This is a genomic window from Kitasatospora sp. NPDC097643 (genome assembly GCF_040302625.1).
In the GTDB taxonomy this organism is placed as follows: Bacteria; Actinomycetota; Actinomycetes; order Streptomycetales; family Streptomycetaceae; genus Kitasatospora.
In genome coordinates this window covers 99,119-114,053 of record NZ_JBEOSA010000011.1, presented here as the reverse complement: position 1 = coordinate 114,053, position 14,935 = coordinate 99,119, and the positions used below count along the sequence as shown (strand labels likewise).

The 14,935-nt window shown below is 73.8% G+C and carries 16 protein-coding genes; all 16 read left to right on the top strand.

The features are described 5' to 3' along the window. The first annotated feature begins 59 nt into the window (after positions 1-59). The 16 genes from ABTY15_RS10605 to ABTY15_RS10530 all read left to right on the top strand — a co-directional run bounded on the left by ABTY15_RS10605 (position 60) and on the right by ABTY15_RS10530 (position 14,934). Positions 60-1,046 (top strand): FKBP-type peptidyl-prolyl cis-trans isomerase, encoded by a 987-nt coding sequence (locus ABTY15_RS10605; protein WP_350579477.1) that lies wholly within the window; start codon positions 60-62, stop codon positions 1,044-1,046. 201 nt (positions 1,047-1,247) lie between these two features. Beyond that, positions 1,248-2,564, top strand: coding sequence for an FKBP-type peptidyl-prolyl cis-trans isomerase (locus tag ABTY15_RS10600; RefSeq protein ID WP_350579469.1), 1,317 nt, complete (start codon positions 1,248-1,250; stop codon positions 2,562-2,564). Positions 2,565-2,744: 180 nt separating this feature from the next. Further along, entirely contained in the window at positions 2,745-3,119 is a 375-nt protein-coding gene (locus ABTY15_RS10595) for an FKBP-type peptidyl-prolyl cis-trans isomerase (protein ID WP_350579734.1), read from the top strand. A gap of 165 nt (positions 3,120-3,284) precedes the next feature. Beyond that, positions 3,285-4,265, top strand: a complete 981-nt coding sequence (locus ABTY15_RS10590) for a helix-turn-helix transcriptional regulator (protein WP_350579463.1) — start codon at positions 3,285-3,287, stop codon at positions 4,263-4,265. Beyond that, positions 4,262-5,218: a helix-turn-helix transcriptional regulator gene (locus tag ABTY15_RS10585; protein ID WP_350579455.1), complete on the top strand. Its 957-nt coding sequence runs from the start codon at positions 4,262-4,264 to the stop codon at positions 5,216-5,218. Before ABTY15_RS10590 ends, ABTY15_RS10585 begins: the two co-directional genes overlap by 4 nt. 27 nt (positions 5,219-5,245) lie before the next feature. Beyond that, a complete protein-coding gene (locus ABTY15_RS10580) occupies positions 5,246-5,452 on the top strand; it encodes a hypothetical protein (RefSeq protein WP_350579447.1) in 207 nt (68 codons plus the stop codon). A 38-nt stretch (positions 5,453-5,490) separates the two neighbouring features. Further along, a complete protein-coding gene (locus ABTY15_RS10575) occupies positions 5,491-5,667 on the top strand; it encodes a hypothetical protein (RefSeq protein WP_350579444.1) in 177 nt (58 codons plus the stop codon). Between the two features lie 204 nt (positions 5,668-5,871). Continuing rightward, on the top strand, positions 5,872-6,171 hold the full coding sequence (tatA, locus tag ABTY15_RS10570; protein ID WP_350579440.1) for a Sec-independent protein translocase subunit TatA: 300 nt from the start codon (positions 5,872-5,874) through the stop codon (positions 6,169-6,171). Positions 6,172-6,328: 157 nt separating this feature from the next. Beyond that, positions 6,329-7,222 carry a twin-arginine translocase subunit TatC gene (gene tatC / locus ABTY15_RS10565; RefSeq protein WP_350579730.1) on the top strand — a complete coding sequence of 298 codons (894 nt, stop codon included), beginning with the start codon at positions 6,329-6,331 and terminating at the stop codon, positions 7,220-7,222. A 140-nt stretch (positions 7,223-7,362) separates the two neighbouring features. After that, on the top strand, positions 7,363-8,526 hold the full coding sequence (locus tag ABTY15_RS10560) for an NAD(P)/FAD-dependent oxidoreductase (RefSeq protein ID WP_350579434.1): 1,164 nt from the start codon (positions 7,363-7,365) through the stop codon (positions 8,524-8,526). A 91-nt stretch (positions 8,527-8,617) separates the two neighbouring features. Beyond that, positions 8,618-8,932 (top strand): (2Fe-2S)-binding protein, encoded by a 315-nt coding sequence (locus ABTY15_RS10555; RefSeq protein WP_350579433.1) that lies wholly within the window; start codon positions 8,618-8,620, stop codon positions 8,930-8,932. Then, positions 8,913-10,370, top strand: coding sequence for an FAD/NAD(P)-dependent oxidoreductase (locus ABTY15_RS10550; protein ID WP_502893467.1), 1,458 nt, complete (start codon positions 8,913-8,915; stop codon positions 10,368-10,370). Before ABTY15_RS10555 ends, ABTY15_RS10550 begins: the two co-directional genes overlap by 20 nt. A gap of 66 nt (positions 10,371-10,436) precedes the next feature. Continuing rightward, positions 10,437-11,375, top strand: coding sequence for a dihydrodipicolinate synthase family protein (locus tag ABTY15_RS10545; RefSeq protein WP_350579431.1), 939 nt, complete (start codon positions 10,437-10,439; stop codon positions 11,373-11,375). Positions 11,376-11,484: 109 nt separating this feature from the next. Next, positions 11,485-12,489, top strand: coding sequence for a proline racemase family protein (locus ABTY15_RS10540; RefSeq protein ID WP_350579427.1), 1,005 nt, complete (start codon positions 11,485-11,487; stop codon positions 12,487-12,489). 61 nt (positions 12,490-12,550) lie between these two features. Further along, the gene (locus ABTY15_RS10535) at positions 12,551-13,906 is read left to right on the top strand and encodes an aldehyde dehydrogenase family protein (protein WP_350579425.1); all 1,356 of its coding nucleotides are present in this window, start codon (positions 12,551-12,553) and stop codon (positions 13,904-13,906) included. Then, a complete protein-coding gene (locus ABTY15_RS10530) occupies positions 13,906-14,934 on the top strand; it encodes a proline racemase family protein (protein WP_350579422.1) in 1,029 nt (342 codons plus the stop codon). Before ABTY15_RS10535 ends, ABTY15_RS10530 begins: the two co-directional genes overlap by 1 nt. The last annotated feature ends 1 nt before the right edge of the window (position 14,935 follow it).

Here is a 14,935-nt window from a genome sequence, read left to right as displayed (position 1 = left end):
GGGGCATACGCTGTCCGTCGAGTCAGGAGGCCCGACTTCGACCGACAGTAAGGACCCCCGTGCGTCGCACCGCCGGTTTGCTTCTCACCCTGCCGCTGCTGCTCCTGGTCGCCTGTAGCAGCTCGACCAAGGCGGCCGGCCCGGCGACGTCGTCCGTGCCGAGCGCGCCGCCGACCGTGCCCGCGCCGGTCAGCGAGGCGTCGCCGATGCCCACCGTTTCGGGTGGCGGCTTCGGGAGCAAGGCGACCATCACCATCCCCGAGGGCCAGCCCAGCGGTCAGTTCGTGGTGAACACCGTGAGCGAGGGCGACCGGTCGACGGTCAACAAGGGCGACTGGGTGACGGTCAACTACACGGCGAAGGACTGGACCACCGGCAAGGACCTGCCCAGCTCGTACGACCCGGGCGGGAAGCCGCAGCTCTACCAGGCGGGCAGCGGGCAGTTGGTGCCGGCCTTCGACCAGAGCGTGATCGGCAAGAAGGTGGGCAGCCGGCTGCTGGTGGTGGCCCCGCCGGCGGCGGCCTTCGGCGACCAGGGCAGCACCCAGCTGGGCGTGAACAAGGGCGACACGGTGGTCTTCGTGCTCGACATCATGGAGAGCGTGCCGCAGGACTCCACGCTGTCCGGCACCATGACCCAGCCGCCGGCGAACCTGCCGCAGGTCAAGGACAACGGCAAGGCCCCGGTGACGATCACCATCCCGGCCGGGCAGGCGGCGCCCACCGACCTCCAGCAGGCGGTGCTGATCAAGGGCGAGGGCAAGCAGGTCAAGGCCGGGCAGACCCTGGTGGTGCAGTACACCGGGGTGCTGTGGAGCAACGGCCAGCAGTTCGACTCGTCCTGGACGCACGGCGGCGCGCAGGCGGTGCAGATCGGCACCGGGAGCGTGATCGAGGGCTGGGACAAGGGTCTGGTCGGCCAGACCGTCGGCAGCCGGGTCGAGCTGGTGGTGCCGCCCGCGCTCGGCTACAAGGACCAGGCGCAGGGCGCGGTGCCGGCGAACTCGACCCTGGTCTTCGTGATCGACATTCTGGAAGCCGTCTAGGAAGAGCCCGCCAGGATTCCGTACGCTTGGGCGGACGCTCGCACATGGAAGCGTCCGCCCTCATCCTGAGCTGTCATACTGCCCTCGCACTGTGGCAGGCGCCGCCCGGTGCCGAGGTCCGGGGCGGGCAGTGTGCGGCGGCAGCCGGCGCTCACCACGCCGGTGGTGACCTTGAAGACCTGGCGAGATGGATGGGGAGTCATGACTGAGAAGACGCCGAGCCCGGGCGGGGCCGGCACCGCGGCGAACGACAGCTCTGCGGGTGACCCGGCCGCCTCGCGTCCCGGCGGGCCGCTTGCGGGGGACGGCGAGTCGATCGTCGTTCCGCCGTCGATCCTGAAGCAGCAGGCGGGCTGGACCCAGCCCGGTGACCGGCCGCGTGCCGCGGGCGGGACGAAGACCGACGAGACCCCGCAGATCTTCGCCTCCACCGTCCGCCGGGCCGACACCTCGGAGGCCGGGTACGACGAGAACCCGCCCGGGGTGGGCCGGCTCGGCGTGATCCTCGGCACCGTGCTCGCCGTGCTGCTGGCCGGCAGCGCCGTGACGCTGTACCTGGTGAACAAGGACGGCTCCAAGGACGACGTCTCCGCCGCGAAGCCGGACGCCGTCAAGACCGCGCCGCCCACGCCGACCCAGGACCCGGTGCCGCCGATCAAGGACAGCGCCAAGGTGCTGCCGACGATCACCGGCGACTTCGGCAAGAAGGCCGAGATCCAGGTGCCCGGTGACAAGTCCGACGGCAGCTTCGTGGTCAAGGTGCTGTCCGAGGGCAACGGCCCCAAGGTGGACAAGAACTCCTGGACCTCGGTGGACTACACCGCCAAGGACTGGAACACCGGCAAGGACATCCCGAGCTCGTACGACAACAACGGCAAGCAGCAGATCTTCCAGGCCGGCACGGACGCGCTGATCCCGGCGCTGGACCAGGCCGTGCTCGGGAAGAAGGCCGGCAGCCGGGTCCTGGTGGTGGCCCCGCCGGCCGCCGCCTTCGGTGCCCAGGGCAAGGCCGACATGTCGATCGGGCCCAAGGACGACCTGATCTTCGTGATCGACATCCGCAACGCCAACGCGCCCGACGCGGTGGTGAGCGGCACCGTCACCCCGCCGCCGGCGGACTTCCCGCAGGTCAAGGACAACGGCAAGAAGCCCGCCGAGATCACCCCGGTGGCGGGCGCGGCCGACCCGACCGAGCTGAAGACGCACGTGCTGATCAAGGGCAACGGGCCGAAGGTGGAGAAGGGCGAGAAGGTCGTCGTCCAGTACACCGGCGCGCTGTTCAAGGACGGCAAGATGTTCGACTCCTCGCTCAGCAAGGGCCAGGCGTTCTCCTTCCCGGTCGGCGGTGGCCAGGTCATCCAGGGCTGGGACCAGGGCCTGGTCGGCCAGACCGTCGGCAGCCGGGTCGAGCTGGTCATCCCGGCCGCGCTGGCCTACGGCGACAAGGGCCAGGGCGACATCCCGGCCAACGCGCCGCTGGTCTTCGTGGTGGACATCCTGGACGCCGGTCAGGGCTGATCCACTTTCGGGTGACAATGGTGTGCGTGTGACCTTCGGGTCCGGCCGCGTGGCCGGACCCGGACGGGCGGCGGGCGCCCGTATCGTGGTCCGTCCGTACTGCCGTGCGGGTGGACCTGGGTGCGGGCGCCCGCCGCTTGGTCGTGAGTGCAAGCGAATGAGGAGAAGACTGTGGGGACTGTGAACCTCAACGAGAAGCCGGAGATCGACTTCCCGATCGGCGAGCCGCCGACCGAGCTGAAGATCACGGACATCGTCGTCGGGACCGGCGAGGAGGCCAAGCCGGGCCAGACGGTCAAGGTCCACTACGTCGGTGTGACCTACGCGACCGGCGAGGAGTTCGACGCGAGCTGGAACCGGGGCAGCGCCTTCCAGTTCCCGCTGGGCAAGGGCCGCGTCATCAAGGGCTGGGACGAGGGCGTCGTCGGCATGAAGGTCGGTGGCCGTCGCGAGCTGATCATCCCGGCGAACAAGGCCTACGGCAACCAGTCGCCGACCCCGGCCATCCCGCCGGGCTCGACCCTGATCTTCGTGGTCGACCTGCTGGGCGTCTGAGCCCGCTCGCGCCGTGGGCCGGATCCCGTTCGGGGTCCGGCCCACGGCCGTTTCGGACCGCGGCTTTTGCAGTGCGTTCCGCTACCGGTACGGTCGGTCCCGCCGGGCGACGATCGCCCGGTTGGCGCACCCCGCGCGCGGCGCGGCACACCGGAAGGGTCAGCGATGGCGATCGCCAAGGCAGAGCGGCTGATGAATCTCGCCCTGTGCCTGATGAACACCAGACGTCCGCTCTCCAAGAAGGAGCTGCGGGAATCCATCGAGGCGTACCGCGAGGCCTGGCAGCACAGCAGCGAGGACGCCTTCAACCGGATGTTCGAGCGGGACAAGGACGACCTGCGCGAACTCGGTCTGGTGATCGACGTCGACGAGAGCGCCCTGGACGGCGAGCTCGGCTACCTGGCCCGCGCCGACCGCAACCGGCTGCCCGAGATCGCCCTGGACGCCGAGGAGGCGGCCGCGCTGACCCTGGCCGCCCGGGTCTGGCAGCAGGCCAAGATGTCCGGCGCGGCCAGCGGCGCGCTGCAGAAGCTGCGGGCGGCCGGGGTGCCGTTCGCCGAGCCCGAGGGCCGCACCGCCCTGGAGCCGCGCATCCCCGCCCGGGAGGCCGCGTTCGAGCCGCTGCTCACCGCCGCCCGGGACCGCCGTCCGGTCACCTTCGAGTACCGCAAGGCCGGCGCCGCCGCCGTCGAGCAGCGCAGCGTCGAGCCGTGGGCACTGGAGTGCTGGCGCGGCCACTGGTACCTGGCCGGGTGGGACCGCGACCGGGGCGACGCCCGGGTGTTCCGGCTCAGCCGGATCACCGGCAAGGTGCGGGCGAAGGGCGGTGCCTTCCTCGGGACGGTGCCCGAGCACGTGGACGTCCGGGCCACCGTGGCCAAGTTCGCGGGGGAGGGGGCCACCGCCACGGCGACCGTCCGGGTCCGGCGGGGGGCGGGTTTCCCGCTGCGCACCAAGGCGCTGGGCAGCACCCGGGTGGACGAGACCTGGGACGAGCTGGAGATCCCGTACGGGAACGGGCTGGGCGCCGACCTCGCCGAGTTCGGCCCGGACGTGCTGGTGCTCGGGCCGGAGGAGCTGCGGGCGGACGTGATCGAGCGGCTGCGGGCCGTGGCGGGGCTGGACGTGGAAGGCGTGCGGGCATGAGCAATGCGATCGACCAGACCAGGCGGATGCTGTCGCTGGTCACCTACCTGCGCGAGCGGCCCGGTGCCGAGGTGGCCGAGGTCGCCCGGGCCTTCGGGATCACCGAGCGCGAGCTGATCGGGGACCTCAACGTGCTGCCGATGTGCGGCACCAGCTTCCGCGGCGGCGACCTGCTCGACATCGACACCGACGGCGAGCGGATCTGGTGGCACAACGTCGACGACGTGGCCCAGCCGCTGCGGCTGGCCGCCGACGAGGCGACCGCGCTGCTGGTCGCCGCCCGCGCGGTGGCCGGGCTGCCCGGCCTGCGGGCGGGTGACCGGGAGGCGCTGACCCGGGCCGTCGCCAAGATCGAGAACGCGGCCGGGGAGAGCGCCGAGGGCAGCGCCCGGGTCGGCGTGACCTTCGAGGCCGAGAGCCACGTCTTCGCCGACATCGACCGCGCGCTCAGCGAGGGCCGCCGGCTCTGGCTGCGCTACTACTCGCACGGGCGCGGCGGGATGACCGAGCGCGAGGTGGACCCGATCCGGCTGCTCACCGAGGGCCACACCTACCTCGAGGCCTGGTGCCGCACCTCCGAGGACCACCGGATGTTCCGGCTCGACCGGGTCGCCGAGATCCGGGTCCTGGACGTGCCGGCCGACCCGCCCCGGCGCGAGCCGCGCGACCTGAGCGGCGGGCTGGTCAACCCGTCCGCCGACGACCCCGAGGTGGTCGTCGAGGTCTCCTCCGGCGGGCGCTGGGTGGCCGAGTACTACACCCACGACAAGGCCGAGGAGCTGCCCGACGGCGGGCTGCGGATCACCCTGCGCAGCGCCGACCCCTCCCAGCTGCGCCCGCTGGCGCTGCGGCTGGGCCGGGACGGCCGGATCGTCTCGCCGCCCGGGCTGGCCGGGCAGGCGCGCTCGGCCGCGCGGGAGGCGCTGGCCCTGTACGGGGAGGGGCGGGTCTGACAGGTGGAGCCCGGGACCAGATTCAAGGTGTACTGCTCCGAGTGCCGGGAGAAGGTGGAGCTCCCGGCCGAGGAGTTCCGGCTGACCCTCGGGCGCACTCCGGCCCAGGCGTACTACAGCTTCGGCTGCCCGCTCTGCGGGGCGGCGGTGCGCAAGCCGGCGGGGGAGAAGATCGTCGCGGCGCTCACCGGGGCGGGGGTCCGCACCATGCGGCTCGTCCCGGCGGAGGGGTAACCGGCTGCGTGCCGGTGGGGCCCGTTAGGGTGGGGGCCATGTCCTGGATGCTCGTCGCCGCCGTTCTGCTCGCCACCGCGGGCCTGCTGGTCCTCGGGGTCCTCGCGATCCGGCTCTGGCTGGACGTGCGGGCGCTGGCCAAGGGCGTGGACGCGGCGGCGCGGGCGCTGGCCGAGGCGGGCGGGGAGCTCGCCGCGGCCGTCCCCGGGCGGTAGCACACCCGGGCCGTCGGCGGTACGGGGGCTGCTGCTCGGAGGTGAGGGCGGGTTACGCTCTCAGATGGCTCCTTGCAGATGGCTCCTGAACTGCGAACCGGGGCCGCTGTCCTGTTCGGGCGGCCGTCGTCGTGGCGTCATCCGCAGCGGTTACCATCCGCGGCGGGCGGCCCGTCGGGCCGCCATGACTGAAGGTGGTCGCCCATGCGCATCTCGATGACCGCGATTGTGGTGGTCGTGGTAATCGCCATCGTGCTGTTCGGAGCCAAGCGGCTGCCCGATCTGGCGCGCTCGCTGGGGCAGTCGATGCGGATCCTGAAGAGCGAGGCCAGGGCGATGCGCTCGGAGGACGCCGAGGGCGGTGCGGCCGCCGCGGCGCCGCCGGCGCCGGTCGAGGGCGGTGCGGCCAGGACCATCCAGACCGCCCCGGGGGCTTCGGACACCGCCCGTCCGGTGGCCGGGCCGGCCGCCGAGCGGTCCGCCGACGGCGACCGGCCGCACTGAGCGCGGCGCACGTGACGTACGTGACCCACGTGACGCGTGCGACGACGCGCGTGACCATGGAGGCCCGCCGACCGGCGGGCCTCGACGCACGAGTTGAGGACCGGGGTTGAGCAAGCTCTCCATGGCGACGAAGGCGCCCAAGGATCCCGAGGGGCGGATGGCCCTCGCCGACCACCTGCGGGAACTGCGCAACCGCGTGGTCAAGTCGGTCCTGGCGATCGTGGTGATCACGATCATCGCGGCGATGTACCACAAGCAGATCGAGGACTTCCTGCTGAAGCCGCTGCCGCGCTGCACGATGGAGACCGCGGGCCAGTTCCACGGCAAGTGCGCCCAGGTCTCCAACATCGGTCTGACCGCCGGTTTCACCTGGATGTTGAAGGTGTCGCTGACGGCCGGTGTGGTCGCGACCGTGCCGATCTGGCTCTACCAGGTGTGGGCCTTCGTGGCGCCCGGTCTGCACAAGCACGAGAAGAAGTACGCGGTCATCTTCATGGTCTGCGGGGCGCCGCTCTTCCTGGCCGGTGTGGCCTGCGCCATCCTGGTGCTGCCGACCACGGTCGACGTGCTGATCTCGTTCACCCCGAACAACACCACGCCGATCCTGCCGCCCGAGGACTACCTGGACATCGCCACCCGGATGGTGCTGGTCTTCGGTCTGGCCTTCGAGTTCCCGCTGCTGCTGGTGATGCTGAACATCGTCGGCATGGTCACCGGTAAGCGGCTGCTCGGCTGGTGGCGCGGGATGGTCATGGCCATCACGGTGTTCGCGGCCTTCGCGACGCCGAGTGCCGACCCGGTGAGCATGCTGACGCTGGCCGCGCCGATCTGGGCGCTGTACTTCATCGCGGTGGCCATCGCGCTGGTCAACGACAAGCGGAAGGCGCGTCGCAACCCGGACGCCGGGCTGAGCGACGAGGAGGCCTCGCACCTGGACCTCTCGGTGGAGGCGGTGGCGGGAGCGGAGACCGTGCAGGCCTCGACCGCCCCGGTGGCCGGTCCGCCGGTGCCGGCGGCCCGGCACGAGCAGCAGATGGACGACATCACCTGAGCCGGTGACCGGGACGATCGCCCGTGAGCCCCGGCCCGCCGTTCCGAACGGCGGGCCGGGGCTTTTGCGATGCTTGGGTCCGATTCGTGTTTCGGTGGGGCGCTCTTGGCAGGGTGGATGGCATGTGACATATTACTGACGTGCTCAAGACCGAGAGACCTCCCCTGGATGTCGTCGTGGTCGGCGCCGGTGTCGTCGGCGCCGCCTGCGCGTACTACGCCGCCCGCGCCGGGCTCGCCGTCGCCGTCGTCGACCGCGGGCCGGTGGCCGGCGGCACCACCGGCGCCGGTGAGGGCAACCTGCTGGTCTCCGACAAGGAGCCCGGGCCCGAACTCGACCTCGCACTGCTCAGCACCCGGCTCTGGCGCGAGCTCGCCGAGAGCTTCGGCGCGGCCATGGAGTACGAGCCCAAGGGTGGCGTGGTGATCTCCGCCACCGAGGCCGGACAGGAGGCCCTGCGGGCCTTCGCCGCCCAGCAGGCCGAGGTGGGCGTCACCGCGGAGGAGGTCCCCGCCGAGCGGCTGCACGAGCTGGAACCGCACCTCGCGCCCGGCCTGGCCGGCGGCTTCCACTACCCGCAGGACGCCCAGGTCCAGCCCGCGCTCGCCGCCGCCCACCTGCTGCGCGAGGCGCGCCGGATGGGCGCCGAGCTGATCACCGGCGAGACCGTGACGGCCGTCGACCGGGGGCCGGACGGCGCCGTGCGCGGCGTCCGGACCGACCGCCGCCGACTGGCCGCCCCCGCCGTGGTCAACGCCGCCGGTACCTGGGGCGGCGAACTGGCCGGGCTGGCCGGGGTGCACCTGCCGGTGATGCCCCGGCGCGGCTTCGTCCTGGTCACCGAGCCGCTGCCGCGGATCGTCCGGCACAAGGTCTACGCCGCCGACTACGTCGCCAACGTCGCCAGCGGCTCGGCCGGCTTGCAGACCTCCGCCGTGGTCGAGGGCACCCCGGGCGGGCCGGTGCTGATCGGCGCCAGCCGGGAGCGGGTCGGCTTCGACCGGACGCTCTCCCAGGAGGTGCTGCACCGCCTCGCCGCCCAGGCCGCCGCGCTCTTCCCGGTCCTCGCGGACGTCACCGTGATGCGGGTCTACCGGGGCTTCCGCCCGTACCTGCCGGACCACCTGCCGGCGATCGGCGAGGACCCCCGGGTGCCCGGGCTCTACCACGCCTGCGGACACGAGGGGGCCGGCATCGGGCTGGCCCCGGCGACCGGGCTGCTGATCAGCGAGCAGCTCACCGGCAAGCGGCCCGAACTGGACCTCGCGCCGTTCCGGGCCGATCGGTTCCCGGCCGAGGGCTGACGCCCGCTCGTACCTTGTTTGGACCGTTCCCACAGGGCCGTTCCCCGCGGACCGCCCCCTGTGGACCGCCACCGGATTGGAGAGGCCGCCGATGCGCCGCACCCCCGCCGAGCTGGTCGGGGCCGAGCCCGGCCCCGCCCACCACATCGAGTTCGACGGCCGACCCGTCCCGGCGCTGCCCGGGCAGTCGATCGCGGCCGCGCTCTGGGCCGACGGCGTGCTCGCCTGGCGCACCACCCGGGTCGGCGGGCGCCCGCGCGGGGTGTTCTGCGGGATCGGCGCCTGCTTCGACTGCCTCGCCACCGTCGACGGCCGGCCCAACCAGCGCACCTGCCTGCTCCCCGCCGAGCCCGGCACCATCGTCACCACCCAGGAGGGCAACGGCCGTGCCGACCTCGCCGTTTGATTCCGCCGGCTCCGCCGCGGCCGCTGGTTCCGCCGATCCGGGTCGGTACGACCTCGCGGTGATCGGGGCCGGCCCGGCCGGGCTCGCCGCCGCCGTCACCGCGGCCGACCTCGGGCTGCGCTGCGTCCTGCTGGACGGCGGACGCAGCACCGGCGGCCAGTACTACCGCCACCCGGCGCCCGGGCTCGGCGCGGCCCGGCCGGACCGGCTGCACCACGGTTGGTCCGTCTACACCGGGCTGGCCGACCGGCTCGCCGGGCACGAGCGGACCGGCCTGGCCGACTTCCGGGCCGGGCACCAGGTCTGGGCGCTGGAGCGGCTCGACGAGGGCTTCGCGGTGCACGTGACGCTCGGGCCGGAGTCCGCCGACCGGACGACCGTCCGGGCGGCGGCCGTGCTGCTGGCCACCGGCGCGTACGAGCGGCAGCTGCCGTTCCCCGGCTGGACGCTGCCCGGGGTGGTCACCGCCGGTGGTGCGCAGGCCATGCTCAAGGCCGGGCTGGTGCTGCCCGGTCGACGGATCGTGGTGGCCGGCAGCGGGCCGCTGCTGCTCGCGGCGGCGTCCTCGCTGGTCACCGCGGGGGCCGAGGTGCCCGCGGTGGTCGAGGCCACCAACTACCTCGGGTACGCGCGGCGGCCCGGCGTGCTGGCGGCCGTCCCCGCCAAGCTCGTCGAGGGTGCCGGGCACGGGAGCGCGCTGCTGCGGCACGGCGTCCGGCTGCGGCCGCGCAGCGCGGTCGTCGAGGCGCACGGCACCGACCGGGTCACCGCCGTCACGGTGGCCCGGCTGGACGCCGAGTGGCGTCCGGTGCCCGGCACCGAGCGCCGGATCGAGTGCGACGCGGTCGCGGTGGGCCACGGACTGCTGCCGCAGATCGACCTGGCGACCGAGTTGGGCGCGGCCACCCGGACCGCCCCCGACGGGGCCGTCGCGCTGGACGTCGACGCCCGGCTGCGCACCAGCGTGCCCGGCCTCTGGTCGGCGGGCGAGACCAACGGCGTGGGCGGCGCGGACCTCGCGATCGCCGAGGGGGAGCTGGCCGCGCACGCCGTGGCCGGGCGCTCCCCGAAGCCCGCGCTGCTGCGCCGGCGGGCCCGGCTGCGGGCCTTCGCCGAGCTGATGGCCGCCGCCCATCGGCCCGGCCCCGGCTGGACCGGCTGGCTGCGGCCGGACACCGACGTCTGCCGGTGCGAGGAGGTCCCGGTCGCGAAGGTCCGGGAGGCCGTGGAGGAGCTGGGCGCGGGCGATCCGCGCACCGTCAAGCTGCTCACCCGGGCCGGGATGGGGTGGTGCCAGGGCCGGATGTGCGGTCCGGCCGTGGCCTGTCTCGCCGGCTCGGGTGAGCCCGGGCCGGACCGCCGTCCGCTGGCCTGCCCGGTGCCGCTCTCCCAGTTGGCGGGGGAGCCGCCGGTGGCGTCGCCGGGGGCGGAGGAGTAGCGATCGGTCCGTCCGTCGAACACGGGGGCCGGGGACTCTTGTCTCCGGCCTGTCCCGTCTAATAAAATGTCACACCTCACCAAGGAGTACATCACCGTGTCCCACACCCCGCACGACACCACGCGTCCCTGGCGCGGCATCATGGTCGCCACCACGATCCCGCTGCGCCCGGACCACTCCGTCGACTACGACGCGTACGCCGAGCACGTCCGCTGGCTGATCGAGTCCGGCTGTGACGGCGTCGTCCCCAACGGCTCGCTCGGCGAGTACCAGACGCTCACCGCCGAGGAGCGCGCCCGCGTCGTCGAGGTGGCCGTCGAGGCGGCCGGCGACGGCTCCCGGGTCATGCCGGGCGTGGCCGCGTACGGCAGCGCCGATTCCCGCCGCTGGGCCGAGCAGGCCGCCGAGGCCGGGGCCGGCTCCGTCCTGCTGCTGCCGCCGAACGCCTACCGGGCCGACCACGCGTCCGTCCGCGCGCACTACGCCGAGGTCGCCAAGGCCGGGCTGCCGATCGTCGCGTACAACAACCCGATCGACACCAAGGTCGACCTGGTGCCGTCGCTGCTCGCGGAGCTGCACGGCGAGGGCTCGATCGTCGCGGTCAAGGAGTTCAGCGGCGACGTCCGCCGGGCCTACGAGATCGCCGAGCTGGCCCCCGGGCTGGACCTGCTGATCGGCGCCGACGACGTGCTGCTGGAGCTGGCGCTGGCCGGTGCGGTCGGCTGGATCGCCGGCTACCCGAACGCCCTGCCGGAGGCCAGCGTCGCGCTGTACAAGGCCGCCGTGGCGCACGACCTGGAGACCGCGCTGCCGCTGTACAAGTCGCTGCACTCGCTGCTGCGCTGGGACTCCAAGACCGAGTTCGTCCAGGCGATCAAGCTGTCCATGGACATCGCCGGCCGCCCCGGCGGTCCGGTCCGCGCGCCGCGCCAGCCGCTGACCCCGGAGATCGAGGCGGCCGTCCGCGCGGCCACCGAGAAGGCGCTGGCCGAGGGCCTGGCCTGAGCCGGTAGACGGGCAGTCACCAGGGCCGGCTGTGGGGGCAGCCGGCCCGGCCTGGCCGATCCTTGTTTTCGTCCGTACGTCCCACCCACCCCGACGGGAGTCGTAAGCCATGCGCAGCCGTCACGTGTTCCACGCCGTCGACTCGCACACCGAGGGCATGCCGACCAGGGTCATCACCGGTGGCTTCGGCGTCATCCCCGGCGCCACCATGGCCGAGCGCCGGGTGCACTTCCAGCAGCACCTGGACCACTTCCGCACCCTGCTGATGTACGAGCCCCGCGGCCACTCCGCGATGAGCGGCGCCATCCTTCAGCCGCCGACCCGGCCGGACGCCGACTTCGGCGTGCTCTACATCGAGGTCTCCGGGCTGCTGCCGATGTGCGGGCACGGCACCATCGGGGTGGCCACCGTGCTCGTCGAGACCGGCATGGTCCCGGTCGTCGAGCCGGTCACCACCGTCCGGCTGGACACCCCCGCCGGGCTGGTGATCGCCGAGGTGCGGGTCGAGGACGGCGCCGCCAAGGCGGTGACCATCCGCAACGTGCCGTCCTACTCGGTCGCGCTGGACCGCAAGATCGAGGTGCCCGGCTACGGCACCGTCGGCTACGACCTCGCGTACGGCGGCAACTTCTACGCCATCCTGCCGCTCGCCGAGTTCGGGCTGCCCTTCGAGCGCGAGCGCAAGCAGGAGATCCTGGACGCCGGGCTGGCCCTGATGGACGCCATCAACGCGAGCCCCGACCGGCCGGTGCACCCGGAGAACCCGTCGATCCACAGCTGCCACCACGTCCAGCTGCTGGCCCCCGGCTCCACCGCCGAGCACTCCCGGCACGCGATGGCCATCCACCCCGGCTGGTTCGACCGCTCGCCCTGCGGCACCGGCACCTCGGCGCGGATGGCGCAGCTGCACGCCCGCGGCGAACTGCCGCTCGGCAAGGACTTCCGCAACGACTCCTTCATCGGGACGACCTTCATCGGGCGTCTGGTCGAGGAGACCGAGGTGGCCGGGCGGCCCGCCGTGGTGCCCACCGTCACCGGGCGGGCCTGGGTCACCGGCACCGCCCAGTACTTCCTCGACCCGAGCGACCCGTTCCCGGCCGGCTTCCTGCTCTGACCCGGTCTGCCGGAGACGTCGGTCCTGCCGTGCTGAACCACCCCATGAAGGGCTGCTAGTTGTGACCATCACCTCGTACAACCCCGCCGACCCGACCGATCTCGTCGTCGCGGTCGAGGAGCCCGGCGCCGAGGCCGTCCGGGACGCCGTCGCCCGGGCCCGGGCCGCGCAGTCCGGCTGGCTGGCGGCCGGCGCCGGTGCCCGGTCGGCGGCGCTCGGCCGGATCGCCGAGGCGGTCGAGGCGCACGCGGAGGAGCTGGCCGCGCTGATCGTGCGCGAGGTCGGCAAGCCGCTCGCCGAGGCGCGCGGCGAGGTCGCCCGCACCGCCGCGATCTGGCGGTACTACGCGCAGGCGCCGTTCGCGCCGTCCGGGGCGGTGCACGAGACCGCCGCCGGGCCGGGGCTGCTGCTCACCCGGCGCCGCCCGTACGGGGTCGCCGGGCTGATCGCGCCGTGGAACTTCCCGCTGGCGATCCCGACCTGGAAGGCCGCCCCGGCGCTGGCGGTCGGCAACACGGTGGTGCTGAAGCCGGCGCCCGAGGCCACCGCCTGCGCGCTGCGGCTGGCCGAGCTGGCCGGGCTGCCCGAATCCGTGTTCACCGTGCTGCCGGGTGGTGCCGAGGAGGGCGCCGCCCTGGTCGACGCGGCCGACGTGGTCTCCTTCACCGGCTCGACCGGGGTCGGCCGGGCCGTGGTGCGGGCCGCCACCGAGCGCGGGGTGCCGGTGCAGGCCGAACTCGGCGGGCTGAACGCCGCGCTGGTGCTGCCGGACGCCGACATCGAGCAGGCCGCCGCCCACATCGCCGCCGCCGTCGCCGGGTACGCGGGGCAGAAGTGCACCGCGACCAGCCGGGTGATCGCGGTCGGCGCGGCCCACGAGCCGTTGCGCGAGGCGCTGGTCAAGGCGCTGGAGGCGGTCGACGACGCGGTCTGCGGGCCGGTCGTCAACGCCGCCGCCCGGGACCGGCTGACCGGTGCCGTCTCCTCGGCGACCGCGGCGGGGGCCACGGTGCTCACCGGCGGCGGGGTGCCCGAGCGGGCCGGCTGGTACGTCGAGCCGACCCTGCTCACCGACGTGCCGGCCGAACACCCGCTGGCCCGCGAGGAGTTCTTCGGCCCGATCGCGGTGCTGCACGCGGTGGCCGACCTCGACGAGGCGATCGCGCTCGCCAACGACACCCCGCACAGCCTCTCCACCTCGGTGCACAGCCGCAGCCTGGACGTGGCGCTGGCCGCCGCCGACCGGCTGGACGCGGGCATGATCCGGATCAACGCGCCCTCCAGCGGCGTCGACTTCCACCTGCCGTTCGGCGGCGCCAAGGGCGCGAGCCACGGCGAGCGCGAGCAGGGCCAGGCGGCGCTGGACTTCTACACCGTCAGCCGTACCGTCAGCGTGCTGCCGGGCGGGGGCGCCTGATGTTCGTCCGGACCGTGGACTACCACACCGGGGGCGAGCCGTTCCGGATCGTGCTGGACGGCGCCCCGACGATCCCCGGCGACAGCGTGGCCGAGCGCCGGGCCATCGCGCTCGGCGCCGGCGGCCGCGCCACCGCACCCCGGCCGAGCGCGCTCGACGACATCCGGCAGCTGCTCAGCCGGGAGCCGCGCGGGCACGCCGGGATGTACGGCGGGTTCCTGGTGCCGCCGGACGACGACGAGGCGCACCTCGGCGTGCTGTTCTGGCACAAGGACGGCTACTCGACGGCCTGCGGGCACGGCACCATGGCGCTCGGCGCCTGGGCGGTCGACTCCGGGCTGGTCGCGGCCCCCGCCGACGGCGTGGCGCGGGTGCGGATCGACGTGCCGTCCGGCCGGGTCACCGCCACGGTGCACCGGTCCGGCGGGCGGACCACCGGCGTCACCTTCCGCAACGTGCCCAGCCGGGTCAGCGCGCTCAAGCTGCCGCTGACCACCTCGCGGGGCACCGTGGAGGTCGCGGTGGCGCACTCCGGGGCCTGCTACGCCTCGCTGCCGGCGGCCGCCCTCGGGCTGTCGGTGGAACCCGGGCAGCTGCCCGAACTCACCGCGGCGGGGCGGGAGATCAGGGAGCTGCTGGCCGGTTCCGAGGCGGTCGCCCACCCGACGGACGCCCGGCTGTCGGGCGTCTACGGGGTCGTCCTGTACGACGAACTCCCCTCGGAGGAGGGTGGGTTGAACCAGCGGAACGTCACCGTCTTCGCGGACGGGCAGATCGACCGCTCGCCGTGCGGCTCCGGCACCTCTGCCCGCCTGGCGGTCCTCGCTGCCGAGGGGCGGCTCGCGCCGGGGGAGGAACTTCGGCACGAGTCGATCATCGGGACGGTTTTCACCGGGCGGGTGCTGCCCGGCGGCGACCCGCAGGGCGGGGGCGTCGTCACCGAGGTGACCGGCACCGCGCACCGCACCGGGGAGAGCGGCTTCGTGCTGGAGCCGGACGACGACCTGGGCGCGGGGTTCCTGCTGTGAC

Bases quoted from the DNA above. Each gene is read 5' to 3' on its own strand.
- ABTY15_RS10600 (WP_350579469.1), top strand. From the start codon at position 1,248: ATGACTGAGAAGACGCCGAGCCCGGGCGGGGCCGGCACCGCGGCGAAC.
- ABTY15_RS10590 (WP_350579463.1), top strand. From the start codon at position 3,285: ATGGCGATCGCCAAGGCAGAGCGGCTGATGAATCTCGCCCTGTGCCTG.
- ABTY15_RS10585 (WP_350579455.1), top strand. From the start codon at position 4,262: ATGAGCAATGCGATCGACCAGACCAGGCGGATGCTGTCGCTGGTCACC.
- ABTY15_RS10575 (WP_350579444.1), top strand. From the start codon at position 5,491: ATGTCCTGGATGCTCGTCGCCGCCGTTCTGCTCGCCACCGCGGGCCTG.
- tatA (WP_350579440.1), top strand. From the start codon at position 5,872: ATGCGCATCTCGATGACCGCGATTGTGGTGGTCGTGGTAATCGCCATC.
- tatC (WP_350579730.1), top strand. From the start codon at position 6,329: ATGGCCCTCGCCGACCACCTGCGGGAACTGCGCAACCGCGTGGTCAAG.
- ABTY15_RS10555 (WP_350579433.1), top strand. From the start codon at position 8,618: ATGCGCCGCACCCCCGCCGAGCTGGTCGGGGCCGAGCCCGGCCCCGCC.
- ABTY15_RS10545 (WP_350579431.1), top strand. From the start codon at position 10,437: ATGTCACACCTCACCAAGGAGTACATCACCGTGTCCCACACCCCGCAC.
- ABTY15_RS10540 (WP_350579427.1), top strand. From the start codon at position 11,485: ATGCGCAGCCGTCACGTGTTCCACGCCGTCGACTCGCACACCGAGGGC.
- ABTY15_RS10530 (WP_350579422.1), top strand. From the start codon at position 13,906: ATGTTCGTCCGGACCGTGGACTACCACACCGGGGGCGAGCCGTTCCGG.